Source organism: Novosphingobium sp. MD-1 (assembly GCF_001014975.1).
Taxonomy (GTDB): Bacteria; Pseudomonadota; Alphaproteobacteria; order Sphingomonadales; family Sphingomonadaceae; genus Novosphingobium.
The window spans coordinates 109,562-134,762 of sequence record NZ_BBXA01000020.1; the positions used below are offsets into that span (position 1 = coordinate 109,562).

35 protein-coding genes are annotated in these 25,201 nt (G+C 64.5%); 4 read left to right on the plus strand and 31 right to left on the minus strand.

Annotated features, from left to right (window positions below; translation table 11 throughout):
• Positions 1-63: 63 nt before the first annotated feature.
• From rplO to rpsL, 25 genes are all read right to left on the minus strand, one after another.
• A complete protein-coding gene (gene rplO / locus NMD1_RS05355) occupies positions 64-543 on the minus strand; it encodes a 50S ribosomal protein L15 (protein ID WP_124809384.1) in 480 nt (159 codons plus the stop codon).
• Positions 544-832: 289 nt separating this feature from the next.
• Positions 833-1,009, minus strand: a complete 177-nt coding sequence (rpmD, locus tag NMD1_RS05360; protein ID WP_124809385.1) for a 50S ribosomal protein L30 — start codon at positions 1,007-1,009, stop codon at positions 833-835.
• Positions 1,010-1,014: 5 nt separating this feature from the next.
• Positions 1,015-1,734, minus strand: a complete 720-nt coding sequence (gene rpsE / locus NMD1_RS05365; protein ID WP_124809386.1) for a 30S ribosomal protein S5 — start codon at positions 1,732-1,734, stop codon at positions 1,015-1,017.
• A gap of 2 nt (positions 1,735-1,736) precedes the next feature.
• On the minus strand, positions 1,737-2,087 hold the full coding sequence (gene rplR, locus NMD1_RS05370; RefSeq protein ID WP_124809387.1) for a 50S ribosomal protein L18: 351 nt from the start codon (positions 2,085-2,087) through the stop codon (positions 1,737-1,739).
• Positions 2,087-2,620 carry a 50S ribosomal protein L6 gene (gene rplF / locus NMD1_RS05375; protein WP_124809388.1) on the minus strand — a complete coding sequence of 178 codons (534 nt, stop codon included), beginning with the start codon at positions 2,618-2,620 and terminating at the stop codon, positions 2,087-2,089. The genes rplR and rplF overlap by 1 nt, the downstream gene beginning before the upstream one ends.
• A complete protein-coding gene (gene rpsH, locus NMD1_RS05380) occupies positions 2,620-3,015 on the minus strand; it encodes a 30S ribosomal protein S8 (RefSeq protein ID WP_124809389.1) in 396 nt (131 codons plus the stop codon). Before rpsH ends, rplF begins: the two co-directional genes overlap by 1 nt.
• A gap of 10 nt (positions 3,016-3,025) precedes the next feature.
• Positions 3,026-3,331: a 30S ribosomal protein S14 gene (rpsN, locus tag NMD1_RS05385; protein WP_124809390.1), complete on the minus strand. Its 306-nt coding sequence runs from the start codon at positions 3,329-3,331 to the stop codon at positions 3,026-3,028.
• A 27-nt stretch (positions 3,332-3,358) separates the two neighbouring features.
• The gene (gene rplE, locus NMD1_RS05390; RefSeq protein WP_124809391.1) at positions 3,359-3,940 is read right to left on the minus strand and encodes a 50S ribosomal protein L5; all 582 of its coding nucleotides are present in this window, start codon (positions 3,938-3,940) and stop codon (positions 3,359-3,361) included.
• The gene (gene rplX, locus NMD1_RS05395; RefSeq protein ID WP_124809392.1) at positions 3,933-4,250 is read right to left on the minus strand and encodes a 50S ribosomal protein L24; all 318 of its coding nucleotides are present in this window, start codon (positions 4,248-4,250) and stop codon (positions 3,933-3,935) included. Before rplX ends, rplE begins: the two co-directional genes overlap by 8 nt.
• Complete coding sequence (gene rplN / locus NMD1_RS05400) at positions 4,250-4,618, minus strand: 50S ribosomal protein L14 (protein ID WP_124809393.1); 369 nt, start codon at positions 4,616-4,618, stop codon at positions 4,250-4,252. Before rplN ends, rplX begins: the two co-directional genes overlap by 1 nt.
• A 64-nt stretch (positions 4,619-4,682) precedes the next feature.
• Positions 4,683-4,952, minus strand: a complete 270-nt coding sequence (gene rpsQ, locus NMD1_RS05405) for a 30S ribosomal protein S17 (RefSeq protein ID WP_124809394.1) — start codon at positions 4,950-4,952, stop codon at positions 4,683-4,685.
• A gap of 11 nt (positions 4,953-4,963) precedes the next feature.
• Complete coding sequence (gene rpmC / locus NMD1_RS05410) at positions 4,964-5,167, minus strand: 50S ribosomal protein L29 (RefSeq protein WP_223806627.1); 204 nt, start codon at positions 5,165-5,167, stop codon at positions 4,964-4,966.
• Positions 5,167-5,601 (minus strand): 50S ribosomal protein L16, encoded by a 435-nt coding sequence (rplP, locus tag NMD1_RS05415; RefSeq protein WP_103728308.1) that lies wholly within the window; start codon positions 5,599-5,601, stop codon positions 5,167-5,169. The genes rpmC and rplP overlap by 1 nt, the downstream gene beginning before the upstream one ends.
• 21 nt (positions 5,602-5,622) lie before the next feature.
• A complete protein-coding gene (gene rpsC, locus NMD1_RS05420; protein WP_124809395.1) occupies positions 5,623-6,318 on the minus strand; it encodes a 30S ribosomal protein S3 in 696 nt (231 codons plus the stop codon).
• Positions 6,319-6,320: 2 nt separating this feature from the next.
• Complete coding sequence (gene rplV / locus NMD1_RS05425; protein ID WP_124809396.1) at positions 6,321-6,698, minus strand: 50S ribosomal protein L22; 378 nt, start codon at positions 6,696-6,698, stop codon at positions 6,321-6,323.
• On the minus strand, positions 6,698-6,976 hold the full coding sequence (rpsS, locus tag NMD1_RS05430) for a 30S ribosomal protein S19 (protein ID WP_124809397.1): 279 nt from the start codon (positions 6,974-6,976) through the stop codon (positions 6,698-6,700). The genes rplV and rpsS overlap by 1 nt, the downstream gene beginning before the upstream one ends.
• Before the next feature lie 6 nt (positions 6,977-6,982).
• Positions 6,983-7,819 carry a 50S ribosomal protein L2 gene (rplB, locus tag NMD1_RS05435; RefSeq protein WP_124809398.1) on the minus strand — a complete coding sequence of 279 codons (837 nt, stop codon included), beginning with the start codon at positions 7,817-7,819 and terminating at the stop codon, positions 6,983-6,985.
• Positions 7,820-7,832: 13 nt separating this feature from the next.
• Positions 7,833-8,138 carry a 50S ribosomal protein L23 gene (locus NMD1_RS05440; RefSeq protein WP_124809399.1) on the minus strand — a complete coding sequence of 102 codons (306 nt, stop codon included), beginning with the start codon at positions 8,136-8,138 and terminating at the stop codon, positions 7,833-7,835.
• A complete protein-coding gene (gene rplD, locus NMD1_RS05445) occupies positions 8,131-8,754 on the minus strand; it encodes a 50S ribosomal protein L4 (protein ID WP_124809400.1) in 624 nt (207 codons plus the stop codon). Before rplD ends, NMD1_RS05440 begins: the two co-directional genes overlap by 8 nt.
• A 3-nt stretch (positions 8,755-8,757) precedes the next feature.
• Positions 8,758-9,516: a 50S ribosomal protein L3 gene (gene rplC, locus NMD1_RS05450; protein WP_124809401.1), complete on the minus strand. Its 759-nt coding sequence runs from the start codon at positions 9,514-9,516 to the stop codon at positions 8,758-8,760.
• Positions 9,517-9,816: 300 nt separating this feature from the next.
• Entirely contained in the window at positions 9,817-10,128 is a 312-nt protein-coding gene (gene rpsJ, locus NMD1_RS05455; RefSeq protein ID WP_011444906.1) for a 30S ribosomal protein S10, read from the minus strand.
• 132 nt (positions 10,129-10,260) lie between these two features.
• The gene (gene tuf, locus NMD1_RS05460; RefSeq protein WP_124809402.1) at positions 10,261-11,451 is read right to left on the minus strand and encodes an elongation factor Tu; all 1,191 of its coding nucleotides are present in this window, start codon (positions 11,449-11,451) and stop codon (positions 10,261-10,263) included.
• Positions 11,452-11,591: 140 nt separating this feature from the next.
• A complete protein-coding gene (fusA, locus tag NMD1_RS05465; RefSeq protein ID WP_124809403.1) occupies positions 11,592-13,664 on the minus strand; it encodes an elongation factor G in 2,073 nt (690 codons plus the stop codon).
• A gap of 124 nt (positions 13,665-13,788) precedes the next feature.
• Positions 13,789-14,259 carry a 30S ribosomal protein S7 gene (gene rpsG, locus NMD1_RS05470; RefSeq protein ID WP_124809404.1) on the minus strand — a complete coding sequence of 157 codons (471 nt, stop codon included), beginning with the start codon at positions 14,257-14,259 and terminating at the stop codon, positions 13,789-13,791.
• Between the two features lie 86 nt (positions 14,260-14,345).
• Positions 14,346-14,717, minus strand: coding sequence for a 30S ribosomal protein S12 (gene rpsL / locus NMD1_RS05475; protein ID WP_124809405.1), 372 nt, complete (start codon positions 14,715-14,717; stop codon positions 14,346-14,348).
• 559 nt (positions 14,718-15,276) lie between these two features.
• Between rpsL and NMD1_RS05480 the strand changes: the two genes are divergently transcribed.
• Together NMD1_RS05480 and NMD1_RS05485 are read left to right on the plus strand one after the other, a co-directional pair.
• A complete protein-coding gene (locus NMD1_RS05480; RefSeq protein ID WP_125953991.1) occupies positions 15,277-16,020 on the plus strand; it encodes an energy transducer TonB in 744 nt (247 codons plus the stop codon).
• Between the two features lie 163 nt (positions 16,021-16,183).
• Positions 16,184-16,450, plus strand: coding sequence for a glycine zipper 2TM domain-containing protein (locus NMD1_RS05485; RefSeq protein ID WP_125953992.1), 267 nt, complete (start codon positions 16,184-16,186; stop codon positions 16,448-16,450).
• 12 nt (positions 16,451-16,462) lie between these two features.
• Here the strand turns inward: NMD1_RS05485 and NMD1_RS05490 are convergent, their stop codons facing one another.
• The 4 genes from NMD1_RS05490 to NMD1_RS21700 form a co-directional block, all read right to left on the minus strand.
• The gene (locus tag NMD1_RS05490) at positions 16,463-16,975 is read right to left on the minus strand and encodes a winged helix DNA-binding protein (protein ID WP_233497371.1); all 513 of its coding nucleotides are present in this window, start codon (positions 16,973-16,975) and stop codon (positions 16,463-16,465) included.
• A 41-nt stretch (positions 16,976-17,016) separates the two neighbouring features.
• Positions 17,017-17,463 carry a hypothetical protein gene (locus NMD1_RS05495; protein ID WP_124809408.1) on the minus strand — a complete coding sequence of 149 codons (447 nt, stop codon included), beginning with the start codon at positions 17,461-17,463 and terminating at the stop codon, positions 17,017-17,019.
• A gap of 41 nt (positions 17,464-17,504) precedes the next feature.
• Complete coding sequence (locus NMD1_RS05500; protein ID WP_223806629.1) at positions 17,505-17,840, minus strand: hypothetical protein; 336 nt, start codon at positions 17,838-17,840, stop codon at positions 17,505-17,507.
• A gap of 74 nt (positions 17,841-17,914) precedes the next feature.
• Complete coding sequence (locus tag NMD1_RS21700) at positions 17,915-18,505, minus strand: helix-turn-helix transcriptional regulator (protein WP_125953993.1); 591 nt, start codon at positions 18,503-18,505, stop codon at positions 17,915-17,917.
• 288 nt (positions 18,506-18,793) lie between these two features.
• Here NMD1_RS21700 and NMD1_RS05510 point away from each other — a divergent pair, with 288 nt between their 5' ends.
• Together NMD1_RS05510 and NMD1_RS05515 are read left to right on the plus strand one after the other, a co-directional pair.
• The gene (locus tag NMD1_RS05510) at positions 18,794-20,380 is read left to right on the plus strand and encodes a sensor histidine kinase (protein ID WP_125953994.1); all 1,587 of its coding nucleotides are present in this window, start codon (positions 18,794-18,796) and stop codon (positions 20,378-20,380) included.
• The gene (locus NMD1_RS05515) at positions 20,377-21,000 is read left to right on the plus strand and encodes a response regulator transcription factor (protein ID WP_125953995.1); all 624 of its coding nucleotides are present in this window, start codon (positions 20,377-20,379) and stop codon (positions 20,998-21,000) included. Before NMD1_RS05510 ends, NMD1_RS05515 begins: the two co-directional genes overlap by 4 nt.
• Positions 21,001-21,019: 19 nt before the next feature.
• Here NMD1_RS05515 and NMD1_RS05520 read toward each other — a convergent pair whose 3' ends face one another.
• Positions 21,020-21,562 carry a hypothetical protein gene (locus NMD1_RS05520; RefSeq protein WP_125953996.1) on the minus strand — a complete coding sequence of 181 codons (543 nt, stop codon included), beginning with the start codon at positions 21,560-21,562 and terminating at the stop codon, positions 21,020-21,022.
• A gap of 308 nt (positions 21,563-21,870) precedes the next feature.
• On the minus strand, positions 21,871-24,855 hold the full coding sequence (gene uvrA, locus NMD1_RS05525; protein WP_125953997.1) for an excinuclease ABC subunit UvrA: 2,985 nt from the start codon (positions 24,853-24,855) through the stop codon (positions 21,871-21,873).
• Between the last annotated feature and the right edge of the window lie 346 nt (positions 24,856-25,201).

A 25,201-nucleotide genomic window follows, 5' to 3' on the forward strand; every position in this document is an offset into this window, starting at 1 on the left:
GCAAGCCCATATAGTGCGGGCGCGGGGATGCAAGAACCCCCGCGCCCGGAACAAGCGATAAAATCAGGCGGCCGGAGCGGCCTTGACGATCACTTCGACCGAACCACCGGCCTTTTCAACGGCTTCCTTGGCGCCCTTGCTGACGCCGGCCACCTTGAAGCTGACCTTGGCCGAGAACTCGCCCTTGCCCAGCAGGCGCACGCCGTCCTTGCCGCCACGGGCCAGGCCAGCGCCCTTGAGCGCGGCGTGATCGACCACCGAACCGGCATCGAGCTTGCCCGCCTCGATCGCCTTCTGGATCAGGCCCAGGTTCACCTCGGCATAGTCCTTGGCGAAGATGTTGTTGAAGCCACGCTTCGGCAGGCGCATGTGCAGCGGCATCTGGCCGCCTTCGAAACCGGCGATCGAAACGCCCGAACGCGCCTTGGCGCCCTTCTGGCCGCGGCCGGCGGTCTTGCCCTTGCCCGAACCGATGCCGCGTCCGACGCGCATCCGGCCCTTGCGGGCGCCATTGTTGTCACGAAGATCGTTCAGCTTGGTCATGTCTTGCACTCGCTTTCGCTTTGAGTCGCGCTTGATGGAATGGGCGCGCATAGGCGAAGCGGCGGGGCTTGTCACCCCGCAAATCTGCTCCCCGGCTTGCCGCTGCAAACCATCAAGCGCGGAAAGCCGGCCCCGCTGCGACTGGCGCCGCCTACACCGACGCAAGTCTCGCTCCCCTCCCGCTTACGGGAGGGGTTGCGGCGGGTCGCGCGCCGCGACAAGATCGCCAAACAAAAAGCCCCGGCGTTTCCACCGGGGCTTCCTGATTGCGTTCGCCTGAACCCTCGGCTCAGTCGACCACTGCCACCATGTGCGGCAGCTTGGCCAGCGCGCCGCGGACTTCGGCGGTGTCTTCCACCTCGACCACGCGGTGCATCTTGCCGAGACCCAGACCGACCAGAATCTTCTTCTGGCTTTCCGGGCGGCGGATCGGCGAACCGATCTGCTTGATCTTGATCTTCGCCATGTCTCTTACTCCACGATGGCTTCGGCGGCGGCTTCCGCCTCCACCGCGCTGGCGCCACCGCGACCGAGCAGGTCGGCGACCTTCTTGCCACGACGCTGCGCGACCGACTTCGGCGAAGTCTGGTCGGTCAGCGCGTCGAAGGTGGCGCGGATCATGTTGTAGGGGTTCGAGGTGCCGACCGACTTGGTCACCACGTCGTGAACGCCCAGGCTTTCGAAGACAGCGCGCATCGGGCCGCCGGCGATGATGCCGGTACCGGCCGGAGCCGAACGGACGTTGACCTTGCCCGCGCCGAAACGGCCCTTGCCGTCATGGTGCAGGGTGCGGCCTTCCTTCAGCGGAACGCGGACCATCTTCTTCTTGGCGGAAGCGGTGGCCTTGGTGATGGCTTCGGGCACTTCGCGCGCCTTGCCATGACCGAAGCCGACACGGCCCTTGCCATCGCCGACCACGACCAGCGCGGCGAAGCCGAAGCGCTTGCCGCCCTTCACGGTCTTGGAAACGCGGTTGATGTGGACGAGCTTTTCGATCAGCTCCTCGCCACCTTCTTCCTCGTTGTTGCCACGACCGCGACGGTCATCGCGACGGCCACGGCCGCCACGATCACCGCGTTCGCCACGCTCACCGCCACGACCACGGCCGCGACGACCTTCACGCTGCTCACCGGCGCCAGCGCCGGCTTCGACGGCGACGGCTGCGCCTTCCAGGTTGGTTTCGTCAGCCATGCTCAGAACTCCAGGCCGCCTTCGCGGGCAGCGTCAGCCAGCGCCTTGACGCGGCCATGGAACAGGAAGCCGCCGCGATCGAACACGACGGTGGTGATGCCGGCGGCCTTCGCCTTCTCGGCGATTTCCTTGCCGACCTTGGCTGCGGCATCGACGTTGGCGCCGATCGACTTCTCGCCCTTCACCAGCGTCGAAGCGGCGGCCAGCGTGCGGCCGGCGGCATCGTCGATGATCTGGGCGTAGATGTGGCGACCCGAGCGGTGCACCGAAAGGCGCGGACGCCCACCGGAGCGCGCCTTGAGCGCGGTGCGGACGCGGCGACGGCGGCGATCGAAGAGAGACAGCTTGGCCATTACTTCTTCTTCCCTTCCTTGCGGAAGATGTACTCGCCGCGGTACTTGATGCCCTTGCCCTTGTAGGGTTCGGGCTTGCGCCAGCGGCGGATCTCGGCGGCTACCTGGCCGACCTTCTGCTTGTCGATGCCCGAGATTTCGACCGTGGTGTTATCCGGGGTCTTGATCTCGATGCCTTCCGGCACGGCGAAATCGACATCGTGGCTGTAGCCGAGCTGCAGCTTCAGGTTCTTGCCCTGCGAGTTGGCGCGATAGCCGACACCGGTGATTTCCAGAACCTTGGTATAGCCCTGGGTCACACCCGTGACGAGGTTATCGACCAGCGTGCGCTGCATGCCCCAGAAGGCGCGCGCGTGCTTGGTGTCGTTCGCCGGCTTCACGATGATGGCGTCGCCTTCCACCGTGTAGCTGATTTCGTCGCGCAGCGAGAGCGTGAGCGTGCCCTTGGGGCCTTTCACGGTCAGCACGCCGTCCGCGATGTTCGCGGTGACGCCACTCGGGATCGTCACCGGCCTTTTGCCGATGCGGCTCATCAGAACACCTCCGCCAGCACTTCGCCACCGACGTTGGCAGCGCGCGCCTCGGCATCCGAGAGCACGCCACGCGGCGTCGAGACGATGGTGATGCCCAGGCCGTTGCGCACCACCGGAAGTTCCTTGGAACCCGAATAGACGCGGCGGCCAGGCTTGGAGACACGGGCCACGTGCTTGATCGCGGGCTGGCCCTCGAAATACTTCAGCTCGATGCGAAGCTGCGGGTGCAGACCCGTGTTGTCTTCGCTGAAGCCACGGATGTAGCCTTCGCGCTGAAGAACCTCGAGCACGTGGGCGCGCAGCTTCGACGCGGGCGAAAGGACGGAATCCTTCTTCGCCTGCTGGCCGTTGCGGATGCGGGTGAGCATATCACCCAGGGGGTCGGTCAATGCCATCGGATGATCCTTACCAGCTCGACTTGGTCACGCCGGGGATAAGCCCCTTGTTGGCGAGGTCGCGCAGCTCGACGCGGCACAGGCCGAACTTGCGGTAGTAGCCACGCGGGCGGCCGGTGGTGTTGCAGCGGTTGCGCACCCGGGTCGGGTTCGCGTTGCGCGGCAGTTCCGCCATCTTGAGGCGCGCGATCAGGCGCTCGGTTTCGTCGAGCGCTTCGTCGTCGGCCTGGGCCTTCAGCGCGGCATACTTGGCCGCATACTTCTGAACGAGCTTCTTGCGCTTCTCGTTCTTGTTGATCGAACTCAGTTTCGCCATGGACTTAAGCTCTTCCTAAATTCTGGCTCAGGCGGCCTGCTGCTGTTCAGCAGCTTCCTGCGGGAACGGGAAACCGAAAAGACGCAGCAGTTCGCGCGCTTCTTCGTCCGTCTTGGCGGTGGTGGTGACGATGATGTCCATGCCACGCACCTTCTCGATCTGATCGTAGCTGATCTCGGGGAAGATGATCTGCTCTTTCAGACCCATCGCGTAGTTGCCGCGACCGTCGAACGACTTCGGGTTCAGACCACGGAAGTCGCGGATACGGGGCATCGCGATGGTGACCAGGCGGTCGAGAAATTCGTACATGCGTTCGCGGCGCAGGGTAACCTTGCAACCGATCGGCATGCCTTCACGCAGCTTGAACTGCGCGATCGACTTCTTCGCCTTGGTGATCACGGGCTTCTGGCCGGCGATCAGCTCCATTTCCGCGGCGGCGGTCTGGACCTTCTTCTTGTCCTGGCTCGCTTCGCCGACGCCCATGTTGAGCGTGATCTTCTCGATCTTCGGGATTTCGAGCGCGTTCTTGTAGCCGAACTTCGCCTGCATCGCCTTGGCGATCTCGTCGGCGTACTTCGTCTTCAGGCGCGGAACGTACTTGTCAGCCATCGATCGTCTCCCCGGACTTCACGGCGACGCGGACCTTCTTGCCGTCCTTCGTTTCGAAACGAACGCGGGTCGGCTTGCCGTCCTTGTCGGCGATGGCAACCTTCGAGATGTGCATCGGCGCTTCACGGCGATCGATGCCACCCTGCGGGTTCTGCTGGCTCGGCTTGCGGTGACGCGCGGCGATGTTCACGCCGGCAACGACAATCTTGTCTTCCTTCGGGAGAACCTGGAGCACCGTACCGGTGCGGCCCTTGTCCTTGCCCGAGCGGACGACGACGCTGTCACCCTTCTTGATCTTGGCGGCAGCCATTACAGCACCTCCGGAGCGAGCGAGATGATCTTCATGAAACCGCGGCCACGCAGTTCGCGCACCACGGGGCCGAAGATACGCGTGCCGATCGGCTCTTCGTTCTTGCCGACGAGCACGGCGGCGTTGCTGTCGAAGCGGATCACGCTGCCGTCGGGACGGCGCACGTCCTTCTTCGTGCGAACGATCACGGCGCGGTGCACGTCACCCTTCTTCACGCGGGCGCGCGGCTGCGCTTCCTTCACCGACACCACGATGATGTCGCCGACGCCGGCAAAACGGCGCTTCGACCCGCCCAGCACCTTGATGCACTGGACGCGCTTCGCGCCGCTGTTGTCCGCGACGTCGAGATTGGATTGCATCTGGATCATTGATCCGGTTCCTTCTCACTGGCTTGCCGGAACCAGTCCGGCAGTTCCAAAATTGTCGCTGCTCTTAGACGTCCGCTTCGACGGCGGTGCCCTTGCCGGCCTGGACCCGTTCGATAACCTTCCAGGTCTTCAGCTTGGAAACCGGCGCGGTCTCTTCGATCCGCACCGTTTCACCGGTCTTGTAGGCATTCGCCTCGTCATGGGCGTGATACTTCTTCGAGCGGCGGATGATCTTCCCGTAGAGCGGGTGCTTCACCTTGCGCTCGACCTTCACGACCACGGTCTTGTCGGTCTTGTCGGAGACCACGGTCCCGATAAGGATACGCTTGGGCATCGTGTGACTCCTTACGCCTTGGCAGCCTGAGAACGCTCAGTCTGCAGCGTCTTGATGCGAGCGATGTCGCGGCGCACTTCCTTGATGCGCGCCGGACGTTCGAGCTGGTTGGTCGCAGCCTGGAAGCGCAGGTTGAACTGCTCGCGCTTCAGTTCGGCAAGATCGGCCGAAAGCTGGTCATCGCTCTTGACGCGCAGGTCTTCGAACTTGGCCATTATTCGCCTCCCAGGTGCGAGGTGTCGCCAAGACGGGCGACGACCTTGGTCTTGATGGGCAGCTTCATCGCGGCGCGGCTGAACGCTTCCGCGGCGAGCGGACCGGCAACGCCGTCCAGTTCGAACAGGATGCGGCCCGGCTTGACGCGGGCTGCCCAGTATTCGACCGAACCCTTGCCCTTGCCCTGACGGACTTCGGCGGGCTTCTTCGAAACCGGCACGTCGGGGAACACGCGGATCCACAGGCGTCCCTGACGCTTGATGTGGCGCGTGATCGCACGGCGGGCGGCTTCGATCTGGCGCGCGGTGACACGCTCCGGCTCCAGCGCCTTCAGGCCATAGGAGCCGAAGTTCAGGTCCGTACCGCCCTTGGCGTCGCCCTTGATCCGGCCCTTGAAGGCCTTGCGGAACTTGGTCTTCTTCGGTTGCAGCATGGTGCTTCTCTATCCTGAGCCTCAGCGCGCCGGGCGGACGCCGGAGGTTTGAGCCTCCATCATCAGCCGGTCCTGCGCCATCGGGTCGTGCCCCAGGATCTCGCCCTTGAAGATCCAGCACTTGATGCCGATCACGCCATAGGCGGTCAGGGCTTCGGCTTCGGCGTAGTCGATGTTCGCGCGCAGCGTGTGCAGCGGAACGCGACCTTCGCGGTACCATTCGACGCGGGCGATTTCCGCACCGCCGAGACGGCCGCCACACGTGATCTTGATGCCTTCGGCGCCAAGACGGAGGGCGGACTGCACGGCGCGCTTCATCGCGCGGCGGAAGGCGACGCGGCGGATGAGCTGGTCGGCAACACCCTGGGCGACGAGCTTGGCGTCGATTTCCGGCTTGCGGATTTCAACGATGTTCAGCTTCACGTCGCTGCCGGTCATCGTGGCCAGCTTCGAGCGCAGCTTCTCGATGTCCGCGCCCTTCTTGCCGATGATCACACCGGGACGGGCCGCATAGATCGACACGCGGCACAGCTTGGCCGGGCGTTCGATCACCACCTTCGAAATCGCGGCCTGCGGCAGCGTTTCGACGATGAACTTGCGGATCTGAAGGTCTTCCTTGAGCAGCTGCTCGTAGTTGCGCCCTTCGGCGTACCAGCGGCTGTCCCAGGTGCGGTTGATCTGCAGGCGCAGACCGATGGGGTTGGTCTTGTGACCCATGATCAGGCCTCCTCGACTTCGCGGACAACGATCCGCAGCCGCGAGAACGGCTTGAGGATCCGGGTCGACTTGCCACGACCACGCGTGTGGAAGCGCTTCATCGTGATCGACTTGCCGACCGAGGCTTCCGCCACGACCAGCGCGTCAACGTCCAGGTTGTGGTTGTTTTCCGCGTTGGCGATCGCCGAAGCGAGAACCTTGCGCGCGTCAACCGCCATCGCCTTCTTCGAGAAGGCAAGGATGTTCATGGCCTCTTCGGCCTTGCGGCCGCGGATCAGGCCCGCAACGAGGTTCAGCTTCTGGGCCGAACCGCGGATCTGCGTGCCGACCGACAGCGCTTCCTTGTCGCCGACGCGACGGGGTGCCTTAGGCTTGCTCATCAGCGCTTGCCCTTCTTGTCAGCGGCGTGGCCGGGGAAGTTGCGCGTGGGCGCGAACTCGCCAAGCTTGTGGCCGACCATCTCTTCCGAGACGGAGACGGGGATGAACTTCTGGCCGTTGTAGACGTTGAACGTCAGGCCAACGAACTGCGGCAGGATCGTCGAACGCCGCGACCAGGTCTTGATCGGGCCGGCGCGGGTACCAGCGTCCTGAGCGGCTTCCGCCTTCTTCAGGAGATGCAGGTCGACGAAGGGGCCCTTCCAGACGGAACGTGCCATGGTCGATTACCTCTTCTTCTTCGCGTGGCGCGAACGGATGATGAACTTGTCCGTCTGCTTGTTGTGACGGGTGCGGGCGCCCTTGGTCGGCTTGCCCCACGGCGTCACGGGATGGCGGCCGCCCGAAGTCCGGCCTTCACCACCACCATGCGGGTGGTCGACCGGGTTCTTGGCGACACCGCGCGTCAGCGGACGCTTGCCCAGCCAGCGGTTGCGGCCGGCCTTGGCAAGGTTCTGGTTCGAGTTGTCGGGGTTCGACACCGCACCCACGGTGCCCATGCAGTCACCGCGCAGGTAGCGCTGCTCGCCCGAGTTCAGGCGGACGATGACCATGCCGCGGTCACGGCCGACGAGCTGCACATAGGTGCCCGCCGAACGCGCGATCTGGCCACCCTTGCCCGGCTTCATCTCCACGTTGTGGATGATGGTGCCGACCGGCATCTGCGACAGCAGCATGGCGTTGCCCGGCTTCACGTCGGTCTTTTCGCCGGCGACGACGACGTCACCAACGGCCAGACGCTGCGGCGCCAGGATATAAGCCTGCTCGCCGTCCTCGTACTTGACGAGAGCGATGAACGCGGTGCGGTTGGGGTCGTATTCCAGACGCTCGACGGTGGCCGGCATGTCCCACTTGCGACGCTTGAAGTCGATGTAGCGGTACTTCTGCTTGTGGCCGCCCGCGATGCCGCGCGAGGTCACATGCCCCTTGTTGTTGCGGCCGCCGGTCTTGTTCTTGCCTTCGGTCAGCGCCTTGACGGGCTTGCCCTTCCACAGCGACGACTTGTCGACGAGGATCAGGCCGCGGCGCGCGGGGCTGGTCGGATTGTAGTTCTTGAGTGCCATGGTCGTGCGCGCCTCAGATACCGCTGGTCACGTCGATCGACTGGCCAGCAGCCAGCGTCACGACGGCCTTCTTGACGTCCGAACGGCGATAGGGCTTGCCCTTCCACCGCTTGGTCTTGCCCTTCTGGGTCAGGGTGTTCACACCCGTGACCTTCACGTTGAAGAGGGCTTCGACCGCCGCCTTGATCTCCGGCTTGGTCGCGGAATCCGCCACCTTGAAGACCACGGCGTTGTGCTCGCTGAGCAGCGTCGCCTTTTCGGTGATGTGGGGAGCCACGATCACGTCATAGTGACGCGTGTCGATTGCGTCCTTAGCCATTGAAACGCGCCTCCAGCTTTTCGACCGCGGCGCGCGTCAGCACCAGCGTATCATGCTTCAGGATGTCGTAGACATTGGCGCCGACGGCGGGGAGCACGTTCACGCCAACCAGGTTGGCCGAAGCGCGGGCGAAACCTTCGTTCACCTGTTCACCGTCGATCACCAGCACCTTCTTGCCGAAGCCCGCCTTGGCGAGCTGGCCAGCCAGCGCCTTGGTCTTGGCGTCCTTCAGCTCCAGGCTGTCGACGACCACCAGACCCTGCTGGGCCTTGGCGGAGAGCGCCATCTTGAGGCCGAGCGCGCGAACCTTCTTGTTCAGCGAGATGTTGAACTCGCGAACGCGCGGGCCGTGCGCCTTGCCGCCGCCGATGAACACGGGCGCCTTGCGGTCGCCGTGACGGGCGGTGCCGCCGCCCTTCTGGCGGCCGAACTTCTTGCCGGTGCGGGCGACGTCGGAACGTTCGCGCGCCTTGCGGGCGATGCCGCGACGGTTTTCAAGCTGCCACGTCACGACGCGATGCAGGATGTCGGTGCGCGGCGCGATGCCGAACACGTCATCCGAAAGCTCGACGTCGCCAGCGGCGCTACCGTCCAGATTGAGGACCTGAACCTTCACGACTTAGCCCTCCTGGCCTTCGGTCGACTCGACCGCCGCGACGTCTGCCGCAGGCGTGTCGGCCGGAGCCGCATCGTTGTTGTTGGCGACCTGCTTGAGGCCGGCGGGGTACGGGGCTTCCGCGTGGCGATCGACCTTCACGGCGTCGCGGACGAGCAGCCAGCCGTTCTTCGCGCCCGGGACCGAGCCCTTGACGAAGATCAGCCCGCGTTCGTCGTCGGTGCGGACGACTTCGAGGTTCTGCTGGGTGCGCTGACGGTCGCCCATGTGGCCGGCCATCTTCTTGTTCTTGAAGACGCGGCCCGGATCCTGGCGGTTACCGGTCGAACCGTGGGCACGGTGCGAGATCGAGACGCCGTGCGTCGCGCGCATACCGCCGAAACCCCAGCGCTTCATGGCGCCGGCGAAGCCCTTGCCCTGCGTGTGGCCGGTGATGTCGACATACTGCCCGGCGACGAAGTGCGAAGCGGCGATGGTGGAGCCGACATCGAGCAGCGCGTCGTCAGCGACGCGGAACTCGGCGACCTGCATCTTCAGCTCGACTTCCGCCTTCGCGAAATGTTCGCGCTGCGGCTTGGCGACGTTCTTCTGCTTGGCCTGGCCTGCACCCAGCTGCAGCGCGACGTAACCGTCGCGGTCTGCGGTGCGGACCGAAACCACCTGGCAATTTTCAAGCGAAAGGACGGTGACCGGCACGTGCCGACCATCTTCCTGGAAAAGGCGGGTCATCCCGACCTTCTTCGCGATCACGCCGGTGCGCATGATCCAATACTCCATCACAGAGGCCTGCGAGGCCCATCCCCGCAGGCGTGTTCAGCCCGTATTGTGAAGCATGCCCCGTCCGGGCTGAGTGCCCCCGCATAACGGGAGCGAACGGGGGACGCTTGCCCGGCCAGTTGCCCCGAAGGACGAATGCCGGAGGTATCCCAAGAATGAAAAGCTTCAGCTTTTCGTTCGCTGTCCTCGAGAAAGCGAGGACCTCGGGCCGGTTTGAAGAACCTGAGAGGTTCGATCCGGCCTCTTGAGACCCCCGCTTGCGCGGGGGCTGAAACGCAAGCTGGGTTACGCCAGCTTGATCTCGACGTTGACGCCGGCCGCGAGGTCCAGCTTCATCAGCGCGTCGACAGTGGCCGCGTTGGGCTGCACGATGTCGAGCAGGCGCTTGTAGGTGCGGACCTCGAACTGCTCACGCGACTTCTTGTCGATGTGCGGTCCACGGTTGACGCAGAACTTCTCGATGCGCGTCGGCAGCGGAATGGGGCCCCGGATGAGAGCGCCGGTGCGGCGCGCGGTGTCCGCGATTTCTCCAGTGGCCTGGTCAAGTACGCGATGATCAAAGGCCTTGAGGCGAATGCGGATATTCTGGGCTTCCATGTCCGTTTACCGATGCGAAAGAGCAAAAACAAAACCGGCCATCCCACCCATCATCCCGAAGGAGAAAGCGGGCCGACCGATCAAAAAACCGGCCGGCGGGAGAGCGAATCTCCCGCCGGTGCGCGGCCTATATTACTTCGTGATCTTGCTGACAACCCCCGAACCGACGGTCCGGCCGCCTTCGCGGATGGCGAAGCGAAGACCTTCGTCCATGGCGATCGGCGCGATCAGCTTGACCGACAGCGTGATGTTGTCGCCCGGCATCACCATTTCGGTGCCTTCGGGAAGAACGACTTCACCCGTCACGTCGGTGGTGCGGAAGTAGAACTGCGGGCGGTAGTTGGCGAAGAACGGCGTGTGACGGCCACCTTCGTCCTTCGACAGCACGTAGACTTCGGCCGAGAATTCGGTGTGCGGCGTCACCGAACCGGGCTTGGCGAGAACCTGGCCACGCTCGACTTCTTCACGCTTGATACCACGGATCAGCGCACCGATGTTGTCGCCGGCTTCGCCCTGGTCGAGCAGCTTGCGGAACATTTCGACGCCGGTGACGGTGGTCTTGGCGGTGTCCTTGAGGCCGATGATCTCGACTTCTTCACCCACCTTGATGATGCCGGTTTCGATACGGCCGGTGACGACCGTACCACGACCCGAGATCGAGAACACGTCTTCGACGGGCATCAGGAAGGGCTTGTCGGTCGGGCGCGGCGGCTGCGGGATGTAGCTGTCGACAGCGGCCATCAGCTCGTTGATCGAGTTCTTGCCGATCTCGTCGTTGCGACCTTCGAGAGCGGCCAGAGCCGAACCCTTGATGATCGGAATATCGTCGCCCGGGAAATCGTACGACGACAGCAGTTCGCGCACTTCCAGCTCGACGAGCTCGAGGATTTCCTCGTCGTCGACCTGGTCAACCTTGTTCATGTACACGACGAGCGCCGGCACACCGACCTGGCGGGCGAGCAGGATGTGCTCGCGGGTCTGCGGCATCGGGCCGTCAGCGGCGTTCACGACCAGGATCGCGCCGTCCATCTGGGCGGCACCGGTGATCATGTTCTTCACGTAGTCGGCGTGACCCGGGCAGTCGACGTGCGCGTAGTGACGGTTGGCCGTCTCGTACTCGACGTGGGCGGTCGAGATCGTGATGCCGCGCTCGCGCTCTTCCGGAGCCTTGTCGATGTTGGCATAGTCGGTGAACGTCGCGCCACCGGTTTCCGCGAGCACCTTGGTGATCGCGGCGGTCAGCGTGGTCTTGCCATGGTCGACGTGACCGATGGTGCCGATGTTGCAGTGCGGCTTGTTCCGCTCAAACTTAGCCTTGGCCATTGTTCAAACCTTCTTTTCACTAGCTGTTGATTGCTGTTGGAGACGGCACCCGCCAGACTCGCGCCAGAAAATCAGGCGCCGCCCCTAGCCTGATCCGCGGGATCAGGCAAGCTTTCCTATGTTCCCCCGATCGGACCCGATCAGGCGAGCTTCGACTTCAGTTCGGTCGCGACGTTCGCCGGCACTTCATCGTAGTGCGAGAACTGCATCGTGTACTGCGCGCGGCCCTGGGTGAAGGACCGCAGCTGGTTCACGTAGCCGAACATGTTGGCCAGCGGCACCATCGCCTCGACCACCTGGGCATTGCCCCGGCTGTCGGTGCCCTGGATCTGGCCACGGCGGGAGTTGATGTCGCCGATCACGTCGCCCATGAACTCTTCCGGCGTCACGACCTCGACCTTCATGATCGGTTCGAGGACCTTGATGCCAGACTTCTGGGCCACTTCGCGCATCGCGCCACGGCCGGCGATTTCGAAGGCCAGGGCCGACGAGTCGACGTCGTGGTAGGCACCGTCGTACAGCAGGATTTCGAAGTCGATGATCGGGAAGCCGATCAGCGATCCGGTCTCCGCCGTCTCACGCATGCCCTTCTCGATCGCGGGGATATATTCCTTCGGAATGTTACCGCCCTTGATCTCGTCCTTGAAGGTGATGCCCGAACCGCGCTCGCCCGGCGTGACCTTGACCTTCACGCGGCCGAACTGACCCGTACCGCCCGACTGCTTCTTGTGGGTGTAGTCGATGTCCACCGGCTTCGCGAGGTATTCGCGATAGGCCACCTGCGGGGCACCGACGTTGGCTTCCACCTTGAACTCGCGACGCATGCGGTCGACGAGGATTTCGAGGTGGAGTTCGCCCATGCCCTTGATGATGGTCTGGCCGGATTCGTGGTCGGTCGAAACGCGGAACGAAGGGTCTTCGGCCGAGAGACGGTTGAGCGCGATGCCCATCTTCTCCTGGTCGGCCTTGGTCTTCGGCTCCACCGAAAGCTCGATCACGGGCTCGGGGAATTCCATCCGCTCCAGAATGATCGGCGACTTTTCCGAACACAGTGTATCGCCCGTGGTGGTCTCCTTGAGACCGGCCAGCGCCACGATGTCGCCCGCATAGGCCGTATCGATGTCCTCGCGGTTGTTGGAGTGCATCAGCAGCATGCGGCCGACCTTCTCCTTCTTGTTCTTCACCGAATTCAGGTAGCTGCCCTTGGTCAGCGTGCCCGAATAGATGCGGGTGAAGGTCAGCGAACCGACGAAGGGATCGTTCATGATCTTGAACGCGAGCGCCGAGAACGGGGCATCGTCCGCGGTCGGACGGCTGTCCGGCTCGTCCGTGTCGGGGTTCACGCCCTGCACGTCGGGAATGTCGAGCGGCGAAGGCAGGTAATCGACGACGGCGTCGAGCAGGGGCTGCACGCCCTTGTTCTTGAACGCCGAGCCGCACAGCACCGGCACGAACGCCTGGCCCAGCGTGCCCTTGCGGATCAGCGCCTTGAGCGTCGCCACGTCGGGCTCGTTGCCTTCGAGGTAGGCTTCCATCGCGTCGTCGTCCTGTTCGACGGCGAGTTCGACCAGCTTCGAGCGGTATTCCGCGGCTTCGTCGGCCATGTCGGCCGGGATCTCTTCATAGAAGAACTCGGCGCCGAGCGATTCGTCCTTCCAGATGATCGCGCGGTTCTCGACGAGATCGACGAGACCCTTGAAATCGCTTTCCGCGCCGATCGGCAGATAGAGCACGGCCGGGGTCGCGCCCAGGCGATCGATGATCGTCTGCACGCAGTACTTGAAGTTCGCGCCGGTGCGGTCGAGCTTGTTGATGAAGCACATGCGCGGCACGTTGTACTTGTCGGCCTGACGCCACACCGTTTCCGACTGCGGCTCAACGCCGGCAACGCCGTCGAACGCGGCAACCGCGCCGTCCAGCACGCGCAGCGAACGCTCGACTTCGATGGTGAAGTCGACGTGGCCGGGGGTGTCGATGATGTTCAGGCGATGGTCGTTCCAGAAGCAGGTCGTCGCGGCCGACGTGATCGTGATGCCGCGTTCCTGTTCCTGCTCCATCCAGTCCATGGTCGCGGCGCCGTCGTGCACTTCGCCGATCTTGTAGGACTTGCCGGTGTAGTAAAGGATGCGCTCGGTCGTCGTCGTCTTGCCGGCGTCGATGTGCGCCATGATGCCGAAGTTGCGATAGCGCTCGAGCGGATGGCTGCGGGCCATGGGGGTTTCCTTGGGTTCCGGAGGGGCCTGATGGATTCAGGCCCGCCCCATATGGTTACTTGCGTGACCGTTTAAAGACGGGCGGCCCTGCCAGCCGGTGGCGGCGGCGGGGCTGCCGGCCTTTTTACCACCGGTAGTGGCTGAACGCGCGGTTCGCGTCGGCCATGCGGTGGGTGTCTTCGCGCTTCTTCACCGCGTTGCCACGGTTGTTGGCGGCGTCGAGCAGCTCGGCCGAAAGGCGCGCCGACATCGTCGTTTCCGAACGGTTGCGCGCGGCCGTGATCAGCCAGCGGATCGCCAGCGCCTGGGCGCGTTCCGGACGGACTTCGACGGGGACCTGGTAGGTCGCACCGCCGACGCGGCGCGAACGCACTTCGATCTGCGGCTTCACGTTGTTCAGCGCATCGTGGAACAGCTGCACCGGATCCGCCTTGGCGCGGGTCTGCATGGTGTCGAGCGCACCGTAGACGATGCTTTCCGCGACCGACTTCTTGCCGTCGAGCATGAGGTTGTTCATGAACTTCGACAGGACCTGATCACCGAACTTGGGATCGGGCAGGATGACCCGCTTTTCGGGCCTACGACGACGAGACATCTTGAATTCCTTCTGATCGGGCCAGCGGCCCACATCCACCGACCGGCAGGGCGCGACCCATCGGCGCGCGCCTGCCCGGGATTAGCTCACTTCGGACGCTTCGCGCCGTACTTCGAGCGGCTCTGCTTGCGGTCCTTCACGCCCTGCGTGTCGAGCACGCCGCGCAGCACGTGATAGCGCACGCCCGGAAGGTCGCGCACACGGCCGCCGCGGATCAGCACCACCGAGTGCTCCTGCAGGTTGTGGCCTTCGCCCGGGATGTAGGAAATGACTTCGCGCTGGTTCGTCAGGCGAATCTTGGCGACCTTGCGAAGCGCCGAGTTCGGCTTCTTCGGAGTCGTGGTGTAAACGCGGGTGCAGACGCCGCGCTTCTGCGGGTTCTGCTCCATGGCAGGGACCTTGCTCTTGGCCTTCTGCGGAACGCGACCCTTACGGATCAGCTGGTTGATAGTGGGCATGAAGTACTCTTCACCTTGATTGTGGCACGGCCGGCAAAGGTGAAGGGTCAAAAGTCCGCCGGATGGATGGCTGCGGGCAAATGCCCGGGCCCAACCCTGCATGCGCAGGATCCCTCGGCGAGCCTGAAACGCTCCACCCGGGCAAACAGCGCCGGGTTACTTTGACGGATTGCATGGCAGGCGGACACCACGATAATTCGCGCGCCCGGCCCAACGGCGAAAGCCCCAAGACCAACGGAAAACCGCCGCCCGAGGCTTGCATACGCACCGGCAATGTTCAGCTCTACAGACGATGGCAGGTCTTGCGACCCGATCGACCGAGCGCGCCATTACGAGGAAACCGCCGGAACGTCAAGGACAGGCCCCGCGCGGGCGGCGGCACGCAACAGCGAACAGGGCGTTCCGAACGGAACGGCTCCGTCTCTTTAAATCCACTATTTTGGTAGAGATTTCTCTTCGACCCACGGCCGATCGATGGTATGTTGCATCATTACGATGATCGTCCCACCCCGGACGGCCGGGACAAAACGGGACGACGCAAGCCGAGAGAGGTGTGCCGATGGTCCACGTTGATGAACACGGTAACTGGCGAACGGGCGCCGCCATGCGTCTGGTCGAAGGGAGGCTGGGCGGAAAACTGGGCGGAAGACTGGGCACGGCCGCCGCCGTGACGGCGCTGCATGTCGGCATCGGCATGGCGCTGCTGTCCACTTTTGCGGGCGGGGTGATCGCGGAAACGGTTCGCGATGCCTTGCCGACGATGTGGTTCGCCCCGCCTGCCCCTCCGCCCAAGCCATTGCCCACGCTCGAACCGAAAGCCGCGCGCGACAAGCAGGAGATCAAGGTTCCCGACAAGGGCATCGACCTCGACGCCGGCAAGGACCTGTTCCTGGGAGCCAATGACAAGGTAACTCCTGTCGATCCGGGAACCCTGACGATCGGCGGAGGCGATCTTGGCGGCGATGTCGGCGGCCTCGGACCGACACCGACGCCCTCGCCCATGTTCACGCCCAAGGCGGCCCGTCCTCGCGGCGATGCCGGCCTGTGGATCACCCGCAACGATTACCCCACCCGCGCGATCCGTGAAAACTGGGAAGGCCTCACCAGGTTGCGGCTGGGCATAGGCGCTGACGGGCGGGTCACCGGCTGCGAAGTGATCGGCAGCAGCGGGCATGACGAACTCGACCGCGCGGCCTGCGCCAAAGTAAGCGCACGCGCCCGGTTCGATCCCGCCACCGACAAGGATGGCGCGAAAACCGCCGGCAGCTTTACCACAGCGATCCGCTGGCAGATCACCGACTGACCGCACGGGAAGGGGCGCCGCATCCGGGTCGGCGTCCCTTATCCGGTATCGGCGCTCCCGGGCACCAGCGTTCCCCTGCAACCTCGGCGTGTACCATCACCGGGAACCGGTGAGGGTTCCGATCGTTGCGCCACCATATTCCAAGCCAATCGGGGGAAGCTTCATGACCTTTCGCATCAAATCCTCGCTGACTGCGGCCATTGCGGTCGCCGCCCTCGCCGCTACCTCGCCGGCGCAGGCGCGCGATTGCAGCAAGCGGATCAGCAAGACCGGCGGCGCGGTGATCGGCGCGGTCGGCGGTGCGGTGCTCGGCAAGGTCATCGCGGGCGGAACCGCCGGCACGCTGATCGGCGCGGCGGCGGGTGGCGTTGCAGGCCACGAGATCGCCCGCAAGAACAAGAACAAGTGCCGCTACGAACGCCGGCGCTGACCACGAACGGCATCAGATTCCGAGGCTGGACGCATTCACGCCATCGCCGATGTTGGCCAGCATCGCGTCGAGGAAATCATCCATCGCCGCATTTCCCCGGACGGTCAGCCGCACGAAGGTGCGTCGGCCGTCCTTGCCGTCGCTCTCGCGCTCCACGAAACCGCGGGCTTCCAGAATACGCAGCCATCGCAGCGCGGTGGTCGGGGGCACATGCGCCCCGATACAGGCGCTGGTGGTCGGCACACGCCGGCTTTCGCGCCCGGCAACGTAGAGATCCAGCAGTATGTCCCACGTCGGCTCGCCGAACAGGTCGGCGGGGAACAGGCGGCTTCGGCGTCGCCGCGCGGCGTAGAGTTCGCGGGCGAGAGTGATCCGCGCGTCGTGCTGCGCGTCGGCACCGCGCAAGGCGCTTCCCGCCTCCGCGGTCATGCCGCCAGCATAGACGGCATTGCCGTTCGCCACCGTGGTCTGTTCGCCGCTGGGCATCGCGCGGCCTTTCGCCGCGCGGATGTGAGGTACGGTCATGTAACGGGAATATCCCTGAAAATGGGGCGGTGGGCTGGCCTTCAGGCCCACCGCCAGCATTGATACGGGCCAATCCGGCGTTCCCGGTTCATGTGGGCCACGGTCCCGATCAACAGGACCATCAGCTGCAACAGGAATGGCATCTGCGTGAGCACCCAGTACGCACGCCGGGCCATCGTCAGATCCCACAGCTTGGCGACATGCCCTACCATCACGATCATCTGGCCGGCGCCAACGAGCAGGGGCCACCCGCGGTTGGCGTAGAGGGCGATCGACAGCAGCGCGCAGAACGCCCAGCTATCGATCACGACGTGGCCGGGATTGACCGCGTACCACACGGGGTCACCGAACACCGCGTGGTTGACGAGATCAAGGACGAACGTCGACAGCAGGACCGCAGCCGTCAGTCGCTCCGGCTCGCCGCCCTTGCGGGCGGCAACAAGCACGACAGCGAAGAGGAGGATGCGGGTCAGCCAGATGTAGGACATGCCTGTTCACATGAAACGGACGGATCGGCCACCGGAAAGCATCAGGCCGCGACCCCGGTCACGACCGCGGATTCATCGAGGCTCGCATTGACCGGGGGGCAGCCATCGTTGCCACCGTTCGTCTCCACCGCAATCTCGCTGAGACGGCCGTGGACGCGGGCAAGTTCGCCGCCGGCCGTGAGCATCGATTGCTGGCTCTTCGCCAACCGCAGAAGCGCATCCTGCCCCATGAACGGCGCCGCACCGCTTTCGCGTCGTGCGCTGACCATCGTGGCGAAAAGCCGTGCCTGCCGGATCAGCGCCTCGTCAAGCGCACCTTCGGCATCGTGGAGATCCCGCGTGATACGCATCTGTGCAACCTGGGTATTCATCGTCATCGTCGTACCCTCCTCTCAGCGGCGAAGATCGCGCCGCTGCCATTGCAGCATCGTGGAGGAGATGCGACGGCGGGTCAGTGATCGATGATCGTCGAAAGCTGGGCGAACATGGTCAGCCCCCCCAGCACGATCAGAATCAGGAACAATGCGATCGCCGCGATCGCGCCAAGCCGAAGCAGGGTTCCGTATGGCCCGTCGAACATCTCCGGGAGGACATGATAGGCCGTGTCGCCAGGCGCCTTTCCGGAGACGAAGGCCATTGCCTGGCCCGTCGCCGAAAACCTTGCCTGCATCGCCTCGGTCTCGCCCCGCGGGGGCTTGACCGTGGCGACGGTCTGAACCGCCTCACCGGCCGGCATCGTGACTTCCCGGACCGGATCGTGCGCTTCCTCGCCGTCACCGTCGATGTGGGAGAAATCATATACGGGCTGTTCGTATATCGTCTTGAGCCGCCGATAGGCCTGCGCCACCTCGTTGCGCGTGGCGACGCCCAGCTTACCGCGCGCCAGCAATATCCGCTGGTCCACGGTATGTGGCGAAATGCCGAGCAGGCGCGAAATTTCCTTCGAGGTCTTGTGCTGGATCAGCAGATCCAAAACTTCCCGCTGCTTCGACGTCAGCGCCGCCAAGGGGTTGCCCCCATTCTCTTCGGCACCGCTTGTCATCGCTTCAACGTCCATCCATTCGACCCGCCACAAACCTTCGCCCGAACGATCCGAGAACCAATTTGAACTAATCGGCGACTAAATCCAAACAAAGATTAACGATATTTTCGGAGGTATTGCACCGTCACGGAGCAAGCCTCCCGCCTGCGCGCCTGAGGACTTCCGCCTCATGCCCGTTGCGAAGCGCCTCTTTCCGCCGGTACATGGTCTTCGGCACGCAGGGGGAAAGACGTGGAGCGCCAGTTGTTTTCGCGACGACGGAGCCGATTGCTGGCGCTGAGCCGGCTGATGCTGGCCCTAATCTTCATCGCCGCGGTCTGGCTCGATCCGGTGCAACCGACACGTTCGGTCGCCGCCACCTACACCCTTCTGATCGCCTATGCTGCGTGGTGCGGGTTCGCCACCGTCATCGCCTTCCGCAGCTGGTGGTACGATTTCCGGCTGGCCCGGCTGATGCACGTCATCGATATCGCGATCTTCACGGCCGCGACCTACATGACCGAATCCGCCTTCAAGGAATTTTCCAGCCCGTTCATCGTCTTTGCATCGTTCATCCTGATTGGCGCCTCGCTGCGCTGGGGATGGCGCGGCGTGCTCTGGACGGCGCTGGCACTGGTGCTGCTGAATTTCGCGCTCGGCCTGCTGATGCATTCCCTTCACCTCAGCATCGATCCCTACCGTTTCAGCCGGCGGCAGGGCTACACGATCGGGCTGGCGATCATGATGCTCTGGCTGAGCACCGGCGGCGACCGGGCCAGCGCGCCGCGATTGCCGGAACCGCCGGGGCTGCCGGGCCTGCGCCACGACGCGATCATGACAACGATCCTCGACCACGCGCGCACCGTGCTGGGTGCCACGGGCGGCGCCATCGCGCTGGCGGACGGCGAGGAGCCGTGGGTGGAAATCATGATCGCCAGCGGAGATGCCACACGGGCGCTGCGCGTCGGCCCCGGCCCGCTGCTGACCGAAATCGAGATTTCCTGCCGTCCCACCCTGTTCGACGGCCAGCGGCATCGCCAGTTGTGGCTGGACACCGACGGAATGGTCAACCACGCGAGCGAACGGCACGTCTGGCATCTCGCCACGCTGTGCGAGGTGAAAGAAGGCCTTGCCGCCTCGATCGGTGCGGCCCGCGGACCGGGCCAGCTTCTGCTGTGGGGCATCCGCGGCATCTCGCCCGATGACCTGCCGCTGCTGGCGCAAATGACGCGCGATGCCGAACAGGCGCTTGATCGCGAGGACGTGGCGATGCTGGCGCGCGCGCGGGAAGTTTCGAACCTGCGCAACGCCCTTGCCCGGGACTTGCACGATAGCGTCGCACAGTTTCTCGCCGGCACGCTGTTCCGGCTGGAAGCGTTGCGGCGCTGGATCCGCGAGGGCAACGATCCCGACACCGAAATTGTCGCGATCAAGGAAGCGCTGCGGCGCGAACAGGCGCAAATGCGCAGGATGATCGAGCGCCTGCGCCTTGGCGAAAAGGGGGATCGCCGGACCGATCTGACCGAGGAGCTTGGCACGCTGCTGGAAGAACTGGGGCATCACTGGGCCATCGAAACCCGGCTGGATGCGCCACCCGGTCCGTTGCTTGTCCCCATGGATCTGGCGCACGAGATACGCCAGATCACAAGAGAGGCCGTGGCGAATGCGGTTCGGCACGGTCGGTGTCGTCTTATAGGGGTTAACCTTATTCAAGACGATGGAACGCTCAAGATGATTGTCAGCGATGACGGCTCCGGTTTCCCCGCCGACAAGGCGCACGCCACCCCCCGTTCGATCAGCGAGCGGGTAGAGGCGCTGGGCGGCATGCTGGCCATCGACAACAGTGCGCGGGGCGTGACCCTGCGCATCGCGCTTCCGGAAAGGACGGGCGCATGATCCCGATTCTTGTGGCTGACGATCACGGCTTCATCCGCGCCGGCGTGGAAGCGGTATTGCGCGGCACGCCCTTCCAGGTAGTCGCTACCGCCGCCAGCGGGGAGGAAGCGCTGGCCGCGATCGAGCAGCACGATCCCGCCGTGGTGCTGCTGGACATCAACATGCCCGGCCTGAATGGCGTGGCGGCATTGGAAGCGCTGCGCGAAAAAGGCGACGAACGTCCGGTCGTGCTGCTCACCGCCGAGATCACCGATCGGCAGCTCATGGCCGTCATGCGCGCGGGCGTGCAGGGCATCGTGTCCAAGGATGGCGCGGAAAGCGAGCTGGTCCAGGTGCTGGAACGGGTCCATGCCGGCGAAAAGGCAATCGCCCCGGCCTTCCTGCAACGCGCGCTCGATTTGTCGCTCAAGCCCGTCATCAACCCTTTCGCCAAGCTCAACGCGCGCGAGCGCGACATTACCAGGCTTGTGGCCAAGGGCATGCGGAACCGGGAAATAGGGCAGCAGCTGAACATCGGCGAGGGGACCGTGAAGGTCTATCTCCATGCCATATATCAGAAGCTGAACATCGAGAACCGCACCGAACTGGCGTTGATGGTGGTCAACGACGAGATCGGTTGAAGCGCGCGTGCGGCGCGCCCTACAAATGCATCCCGACCAGTTGCGACCGGACTGACGGAATCGTTACGGCCACATTGTTCAGCAGCGTTCCGCGCTCTCCGATCTCCAGTATCGTGTTGCCGAACACACCACGCATGGCCTCGATCGCGATTTCGTCGGCGGTCCGGTGCGCGAAGGCAAGTAACGCGGTGCCGCTGCGATGGCTGAAGCGGTAACGGTTGCCCCGCCGCTCGAAGTGCCACGCATCCGATGCCGGCCGCCACTCGTTGTCCTTCACGATCAGATCCGGTTCCTCGTCCACGGCGCCCAACACCAGGCTCATCACGATCGGTCCGCCGGGCACCGGCTGCGGCCGGAACGACAGCAATGGCCGGGCATCGACGGTGATCGGACAATAGGTACCCGTCATCCTCGCCCCGCCCGGAAAGACGATGTCCGGAATCTGCTCATCGACGGTGAACAGCAGCGGGGAGCGATCCAGGCCGGCCTGGATCGCAACCGGCACGTCACGCAACCTCGCGATCGTTTCCGCCGGCACGCCGCCCCGCTCGATGATTGCCATGCAGTCCGGGCAAAGCAGGAACGCGGGCGAAGCCTCTTCCCCGCCCGCGCGGCAAAAACAGGCGACGGTGCAACCGCATCGCACACAAGCGCTACCGGATCGAGAGCGAGCCTCTGCCCGTTCGGCTTCGGAAATGGGCAATGCGATCGCAACCGGCATGACAGATCCCCCGTGCGGCACGATTCCCTGCGCGCCGCCTTCGCCTGCCACCATCTTCCCCGATCAGGATCTTGCTGCCCTGGGCGTCGATTTGGCGGTGGGAACGGCCCTGAGTCAAGCCCGCCGCCCGCTTCCCTCGCCCGCGTCCGTCAGCCGTGGCGCGCCAGCAGCGGCCCCAGATATTGCCCGGTGAAGCTGCGCGGATTCTTCGCCACGTCTTCCGGTGTGCCTTCGGCCACGATCTCGCCGCCGCGCACGCCACCTTCCGGCCCCATGTCGATGATCCAGTCGGCGGTCTTGATCACGTCCAGGTTGTGCTCGATCACGACCACGCTGTTGCCCTGTTCGACCAGCCGGTGCAGCACTTCCAGCAGCTTGCGCACGTCCTCGAAGTGGAGGCCGGTGGTCGGTTCGTCGAGGATGTAGAGCGTCTGCCCGGTGGAGCGGCGCGACAGTTCCTTGGCCAGCTTGACGCGCTGCGCCTCGCCGCCCGAGAGCGTCGTTGCCTGCTGGCCGACCTTGACGTAGCCGAGCCCCACTTCATTCAGCATGTGCATCCGGTCGCGGATCGGCGGCACCGCCTTGAAGAATTCCTCGGCATCCTCGATCGTCATGTCGAGCACGTCGGCGATCGAGTGCCCCTTGAACTTCACTTCCAGCGTTTCGCGGTTGTAGCGCTTGCCGCCGCATTCCTCGCACGTCACGTAAACGTCGGGCAGAAAGTGCATCTCGATCTTGATCAGGCCATCGCCCTGGCAGGATTCGCACCGGCCGCCCTTCACGTTGAAGCTGAAGCGCCCGGCCTTGTAACCGCGCGCCTCGGATTCCGGGAGCCCCGCGAACCAGTCGCGGATAAGGGTGAAAGCGCCGGTGTAGGTAGCGGGGTTGGACCGCGGCGTGCGCCCGATCGGCGACTGGTCGATCTCGATCACCTTGTCGCAGGCTTCGAGCCCCTTGATGGCGTCGTGCGGCCCGGCGATCACCCGCGCGCCGTTGAGCACACGCGCGGCGCCGGCCTGCAGCGTGTCGATCGTCAGCGACGACTTGCCCGAGCCGGAGACCCCGGTGATGCAGGTGAACGTACCCAGCGGAATGCGCGCGGTGACATTGCGCAGGTTGTTGGCCCGCGCGCCTTCCACCACCAGGTCCAGCCCGTTGCCCTTGCGCCGGTGCGCCGGCACGTCGATGCGGCGCGCGCCCGTCAGGTACTGGCCGGTGAGGCTGGCCTTGCTCTTGAGAATGTCCTTGAGCGTGCCCTGCGCCACGATCTCGCCGCCATGGACGCCCGCGCCCGGCCCGAGATCGACGACCCAGTCGGCCGTGCGGATCGCGTCCTCGTCATGCTCCACCACGATCACCGTGTTGCCAAGGTCGCGCAGGCGCTTGAGCGTTTCGAGCAGGCGGTCGTTGTCGCGCTGGTGCAGCCCGATCGAGGGTTCGTCGAGCACATAGAGCACGCCCGAAAGGCCCGAACCGATCTGGCTGGCCAAGCGGATGCGCTGGCTTTCCCCGCCCGACAGCGTGCCCGACGTGCGATCGAGATTGAGGTAATCGAGGCCGACGTTGTTGAGGAAGCCCAGCCGCTCATTGATTTCCTTGAGGATCGCCTTGGCGATCTGGCGCTGCTGGTCGGTCAGTTTCTCCTCCAGCGTGGAGAACCACGCCAGCGCGTCGGCCACCGAACGGCGGGTGGACATCGAGATGTCCTCGCTCGCGATCTTCACCGCCAGCGCCTCGGGCTTGAGGCGCGCCCCGCCGCAGGTCTCGCACGGCTGCGCGGTCTGGAACTTGCCCAGTTCCTCGCGCATCCACGCGCTTTCGGTCTGGAGCATGCGGCGGTTGAGATTGCCGATCACACCTTCGAACGCCTTGGTGACGGTGTAGCTCTTCTTGCCATCGACGAAGGTCAGCGGCACGGCCTTGCCGCCGGTGCCATAGAGGATCACCAGCCGCACCTCGCCCGGCAGCTTCTCCCACGGCGTTTCCAGGCTGAACCCGAAATGCGCGGCCAGGCTGGACAGCACCTGCATGTAATAGGGCGACGGCGGGTTGGACTTGGCCCACGGCACGACCGCGCCCTGCTTGAGACTGAGCGCCTCGTTGGGCACGACCAGCTGCGGATCGAACAGCAGCTTCTCGCCCAGGCCATCGCAGGCCGGGCACGCGCCCTGCGGCGCGTTGAACGAGAACAGGCGCGGCTCGATCGATTCGATGGTGAAGCCGCTGACCGGGCAGGCGAACTTTTCGCTGAACACGATGCGGTTGGGCGGCAGGCCCGCGCCCTTGAGATTCCCCTCCCGCTTGCGGGAGGGGTTAGGGGTGGGCTGCGCAGGCGCGGCGTCCGGGTCCGGCCCACCCCCATCCCCTCCCGCAAGCGGGAGGGGAGAAGCAGCCAGCGCCTCCGCCACCGTCGTATCCGCCAGGTCGATATAGGCCAGCCCCTCGGCCAGCTTGAGCGCCTGTTCGAAGCTGTCGGCCAGCCGGGTCTGGATGCCGTCGCGCACGGCGATGCGATCGACCACCACCTCGATGTCGTGCTTGTACTTCTTGTCGAGCGCGGGGGCTTCCTCGATCGCGTAGAGCTCGCCGTCGATGCGGACACGGGTGTAGCCCGCCTTCTGCCATTCCAGCAGTTCCTTGCGGTACTCCCCCTTGCGGCCGCGCACCACCGGCGCCAGCAGATAGGCGCGCGTGCCTTCGGGCAGGGCCATCACGCGATCGACCATCTGGCTGACCGTCTGCGCGCTGATCGGCAGGCCAGTGGCCGGCGAATAGGGCACGCCCACGCGCGCCCACAGCAGGCGCATGTAGTCGTAGATCTCGGTGACCGTCGCCACGGTCGAGCGCGGGTTGCGGCTGGTGGTCTTCTGCTCGATCGAGATCGCGGGGCTGAGGCCGTCGATGTGCTCGACATCCGGCTTCTGCATCATCTCGAGAAACTGGCGGGCATAGGCCGACAGCGATTCAACGTAGCGGCGCTGCCCTTCGGCATAGATCGTATCGAACGCCAGCGAGGATTTGCCCGAGCCGGAAAGCCCGGTGATGACGATCAGGCTGTCCCGCGGGAGATCGACATCGATACCCTTGAGGTTGTGTTCACGGGCGCCACGGACGGAAATCTTGCTGAGCGACATGGGCACCCGTGTTCCAGATTTGTTCACAGAGCGCAAGACGGCTCTTGGGGAGAAGCGCGCTATCTGGGAAGGGCATCGCGGAAGGGCAAGGGGCCAAGGAAACGGTTGATGAGCAGAGCGTGTCCGCTGTCACGGACAGGGGACCAGGCCCATGCCATAGCGCTTTACGAAAGTGCTAACCGTGTCGTGTCGGTACAATTCGAAATTCATTTTGGATGTTACGGCCGGTAACGGATAAGAAACCATGAAACGAGCAAGGCCGGCCGCAGCACTGAAGCGGATCGGCGGGGATCTGCAAGACCGTGACGGACACAGACCACCATTGCAGGGCGCCAGCCACCCATCT

Coding starts and splice junctions, on each gene's coding strand:
- rplO (WP_124809384.1), bottom strand. CDS start 543: ATGACCAAGCTGAACGATCTTCGTGACAACAATGGCGCCCGCAAGGGC.
- rpmD (WP_124809385.1), bottom strand. CDS start 1,009: ATGGCGAAGATCAAGATCAAGCAGATCGGTTCGCCGATCCGCCGCCCG.
- rpsE (WP_124809386.1), bottom strand. CDS start 1,734: ATGGCTGACGAAACCAACCTGGAAGGCGCAGCCGTCGCCGTCGAAGCC.
- rplR (WP_124809387.1), bottom strand. CDS start 2,087: ATGGCCAAGCTGTCTCTCTTCGATCGCCGCCGTCGCCGCGTCCGCACC.
- rplF (WP_124809388.1), bottom strand. CDS start 2,620: ATGAGCCGCATCGGCAAAAGGCCGGTGACGATCCCGAGTGGCGTCACC.
- rpsH (WP_124809389.1), bottom strand. CDS start 3,015: ATGGCATTGACCGACCCCCTGGGTGATATGCTCACCCGCATCCGCAAC.
- rpsN (WP_124809390.1), bottom strand. CDS start 3,331: ATGGCGAAACTGAGTTCGATCAACAAGAACGAGAAGCGCAAGAAGCTC.
- rplE (WP_124809391.1), bottom strand. CDS start 3,940: ATGGCTGACAAGTACGTTCCGCGCCTGAAGACGAAGTACGCCGACGAG.
- rplX (WP_124809392.1), bottom strand. CDS start 4,250: ATGGCTGCCGCCAAGATCAAGAAGGGTGACAGCGTCGTCGTCCGCTCG.
- rplN (WP_124809393.1), bottom strand. CDS start 4,618: ATGATCCAGATGCAATCCAATCTCGACGTCGCGGACAACAGCGGCGCG.
- rpsQ (WP_124809394.1), bottom strand. CDS start 4,952: ATGCCCAAGCGTATCCTTATCGGGACCGTGGTCTCCGACAAGACCGAC.
- rpmC (WP_223806627.1), bottom strand. CDS start 5,167: ATGGCCAAGTTCGAAGACCTGCGCGTCAAGAGCGATGACCAGCTTTCG.
- rplP (WP_103728308.1), bottom strand. CDS start 5,601: ATGCTGCAACCGAAGAAGACCAAGTTCCGCAAGGCCTTCAAGGGCCGG.
- rpsC (WP_124809395.1), bottom strand. CDS start 6,318: ATGGGTCACAAGACCAACCCCATCGGTCTGCGCCTGCAGATCAACCGC.
- rplV (WP_124809396.1), bottom strand. CDS start 6,698: ATGAGCAAGCCTAAGGCACCCCGTCGCGTCGGCGACAAGGAAGCGCTG.
- rpsS (WP_124809397.1), bottom strand. CDS start 6,976: ATGGCACGTTCCGTCTGGAAGGGCCCCTTCGTCGACCTGCATCTCCTG.
- rplB (WP_124809398.1), bottom strand. CDS start 7,819: ATGGCACTCAAGAACTACAATCCGACCAGCCCCGCGCGCCGCGGCCTG.
- NMD1_RS05440 (WP_124809399.1), bottom strand. CDS start 8,138: ATGGCTAAGGACGCAATCGACACGCGTCACTATGACGTGATCGTGGCT.
- rplC (WP_124809401.1), bottom strand. CDS start 9,516: ATGCGCACCGGCGTGATCGCGAAGAAGGTCGGGATGACCCGCCTTTTC.
- rpsJ (WP_011444906.1), bottom strand. CDS start 10,128: ATGGAAGCCCAGAATATCCGCATTCGCCTCAAGGCCTTTGATCATCGC.
- tuf (WP_124809402.1), bottom strand. CDS start 11,451: ATGGCCAAGGCTAAGTTTGAGCGGAACAAGCCGCACTGCAACATCGGC.
- fusA (WP_124809403.1), bottom strand. CDS start 13,664: ATGGCCCGCAGCCATCCGCTCGAGCGCTATCGCAACTTCGGCATCATG.
- rpsG (WP_124809404.1), bottom strand. CDS start 14,259: ATGTCTCGTCGTCGTAGGCCCGAAAAGCGGGTCATCCTGCCCGATCCC.
- rpsL (WP_124809405.1), bottom strand. CDS start 14,717: ATGCCCACTATCAACCAGCTGATCCGTAAGGGTCGCGTTCCGCAGAAG.
- NMD1_RS05480 (WP_125953991.1), top strand. CDS start 15,277: ATGGTCCACGTTGATGAACACGGTAACTGGCGAACGGGCGCCGCCATG.
- NMD1_RS05485 (WP_125953992.1), top strand. CDS start 16,184: ATGACCTTTCGCATCAAATCCTCGCTGACTGCGGCCATTGCGGTCGCC.
- NMD1_RS05490 (WP_233497371.1), bottom strand. CDS start 16,975: ATGACCGTACCTCACATCCGCGCGGCGAAAGGCCGCGCGATGCCCAGC.
- NMD1_RS05495 (WP_124809408.1), bottom strand. CDS start 17,463: ATGTCCTACATCTGGCTGACCCGCATCCTCCTCTTCGCTGTCGTGCTT.
- NMD1_RS05500 (WP_223806629.1), bottom strand. CDS start 17,840: ATGACGATGAATACCCAGGTTGCACAGATGCGTATCACGCGGGATCTC.
- NMD1_RS21700 (WP_125953993.1), bottom strand. CDS start 18,505: ATGACAAGCGGTGCCGAAGAGAATGGGGGCAACCCCTTGGCGGCGCTG.
- NMD1_RS05510 (WP_125953994.1), top strand. CDS start 18,794: ATGCTGGCCCTAATCTTCATCGCCGCGGTCTGGCTCGATCCGGTGCAA.
- NMD1_RS05515 (WP_125953995.1), top strand. CDS start 20,377: ATGATCCCGATTCTTGTGGCTGACGATCACGGCTTCATCCGCGCCGGC.
- NMD1_RS05520 (WP_125953996.1), bottom strand. CDS start 21,562: ATGGCAATCATCGAGCGGGGCGGCGTGCCGGCGGAAACGATCGCGAGG.
- uvrA (WP_125953997.1), bottom strand. CDS start 24,855: ATGTCGCTCAGCAAGATTTCCGTCCGTGGCGCCCGTGAACACAACCTC.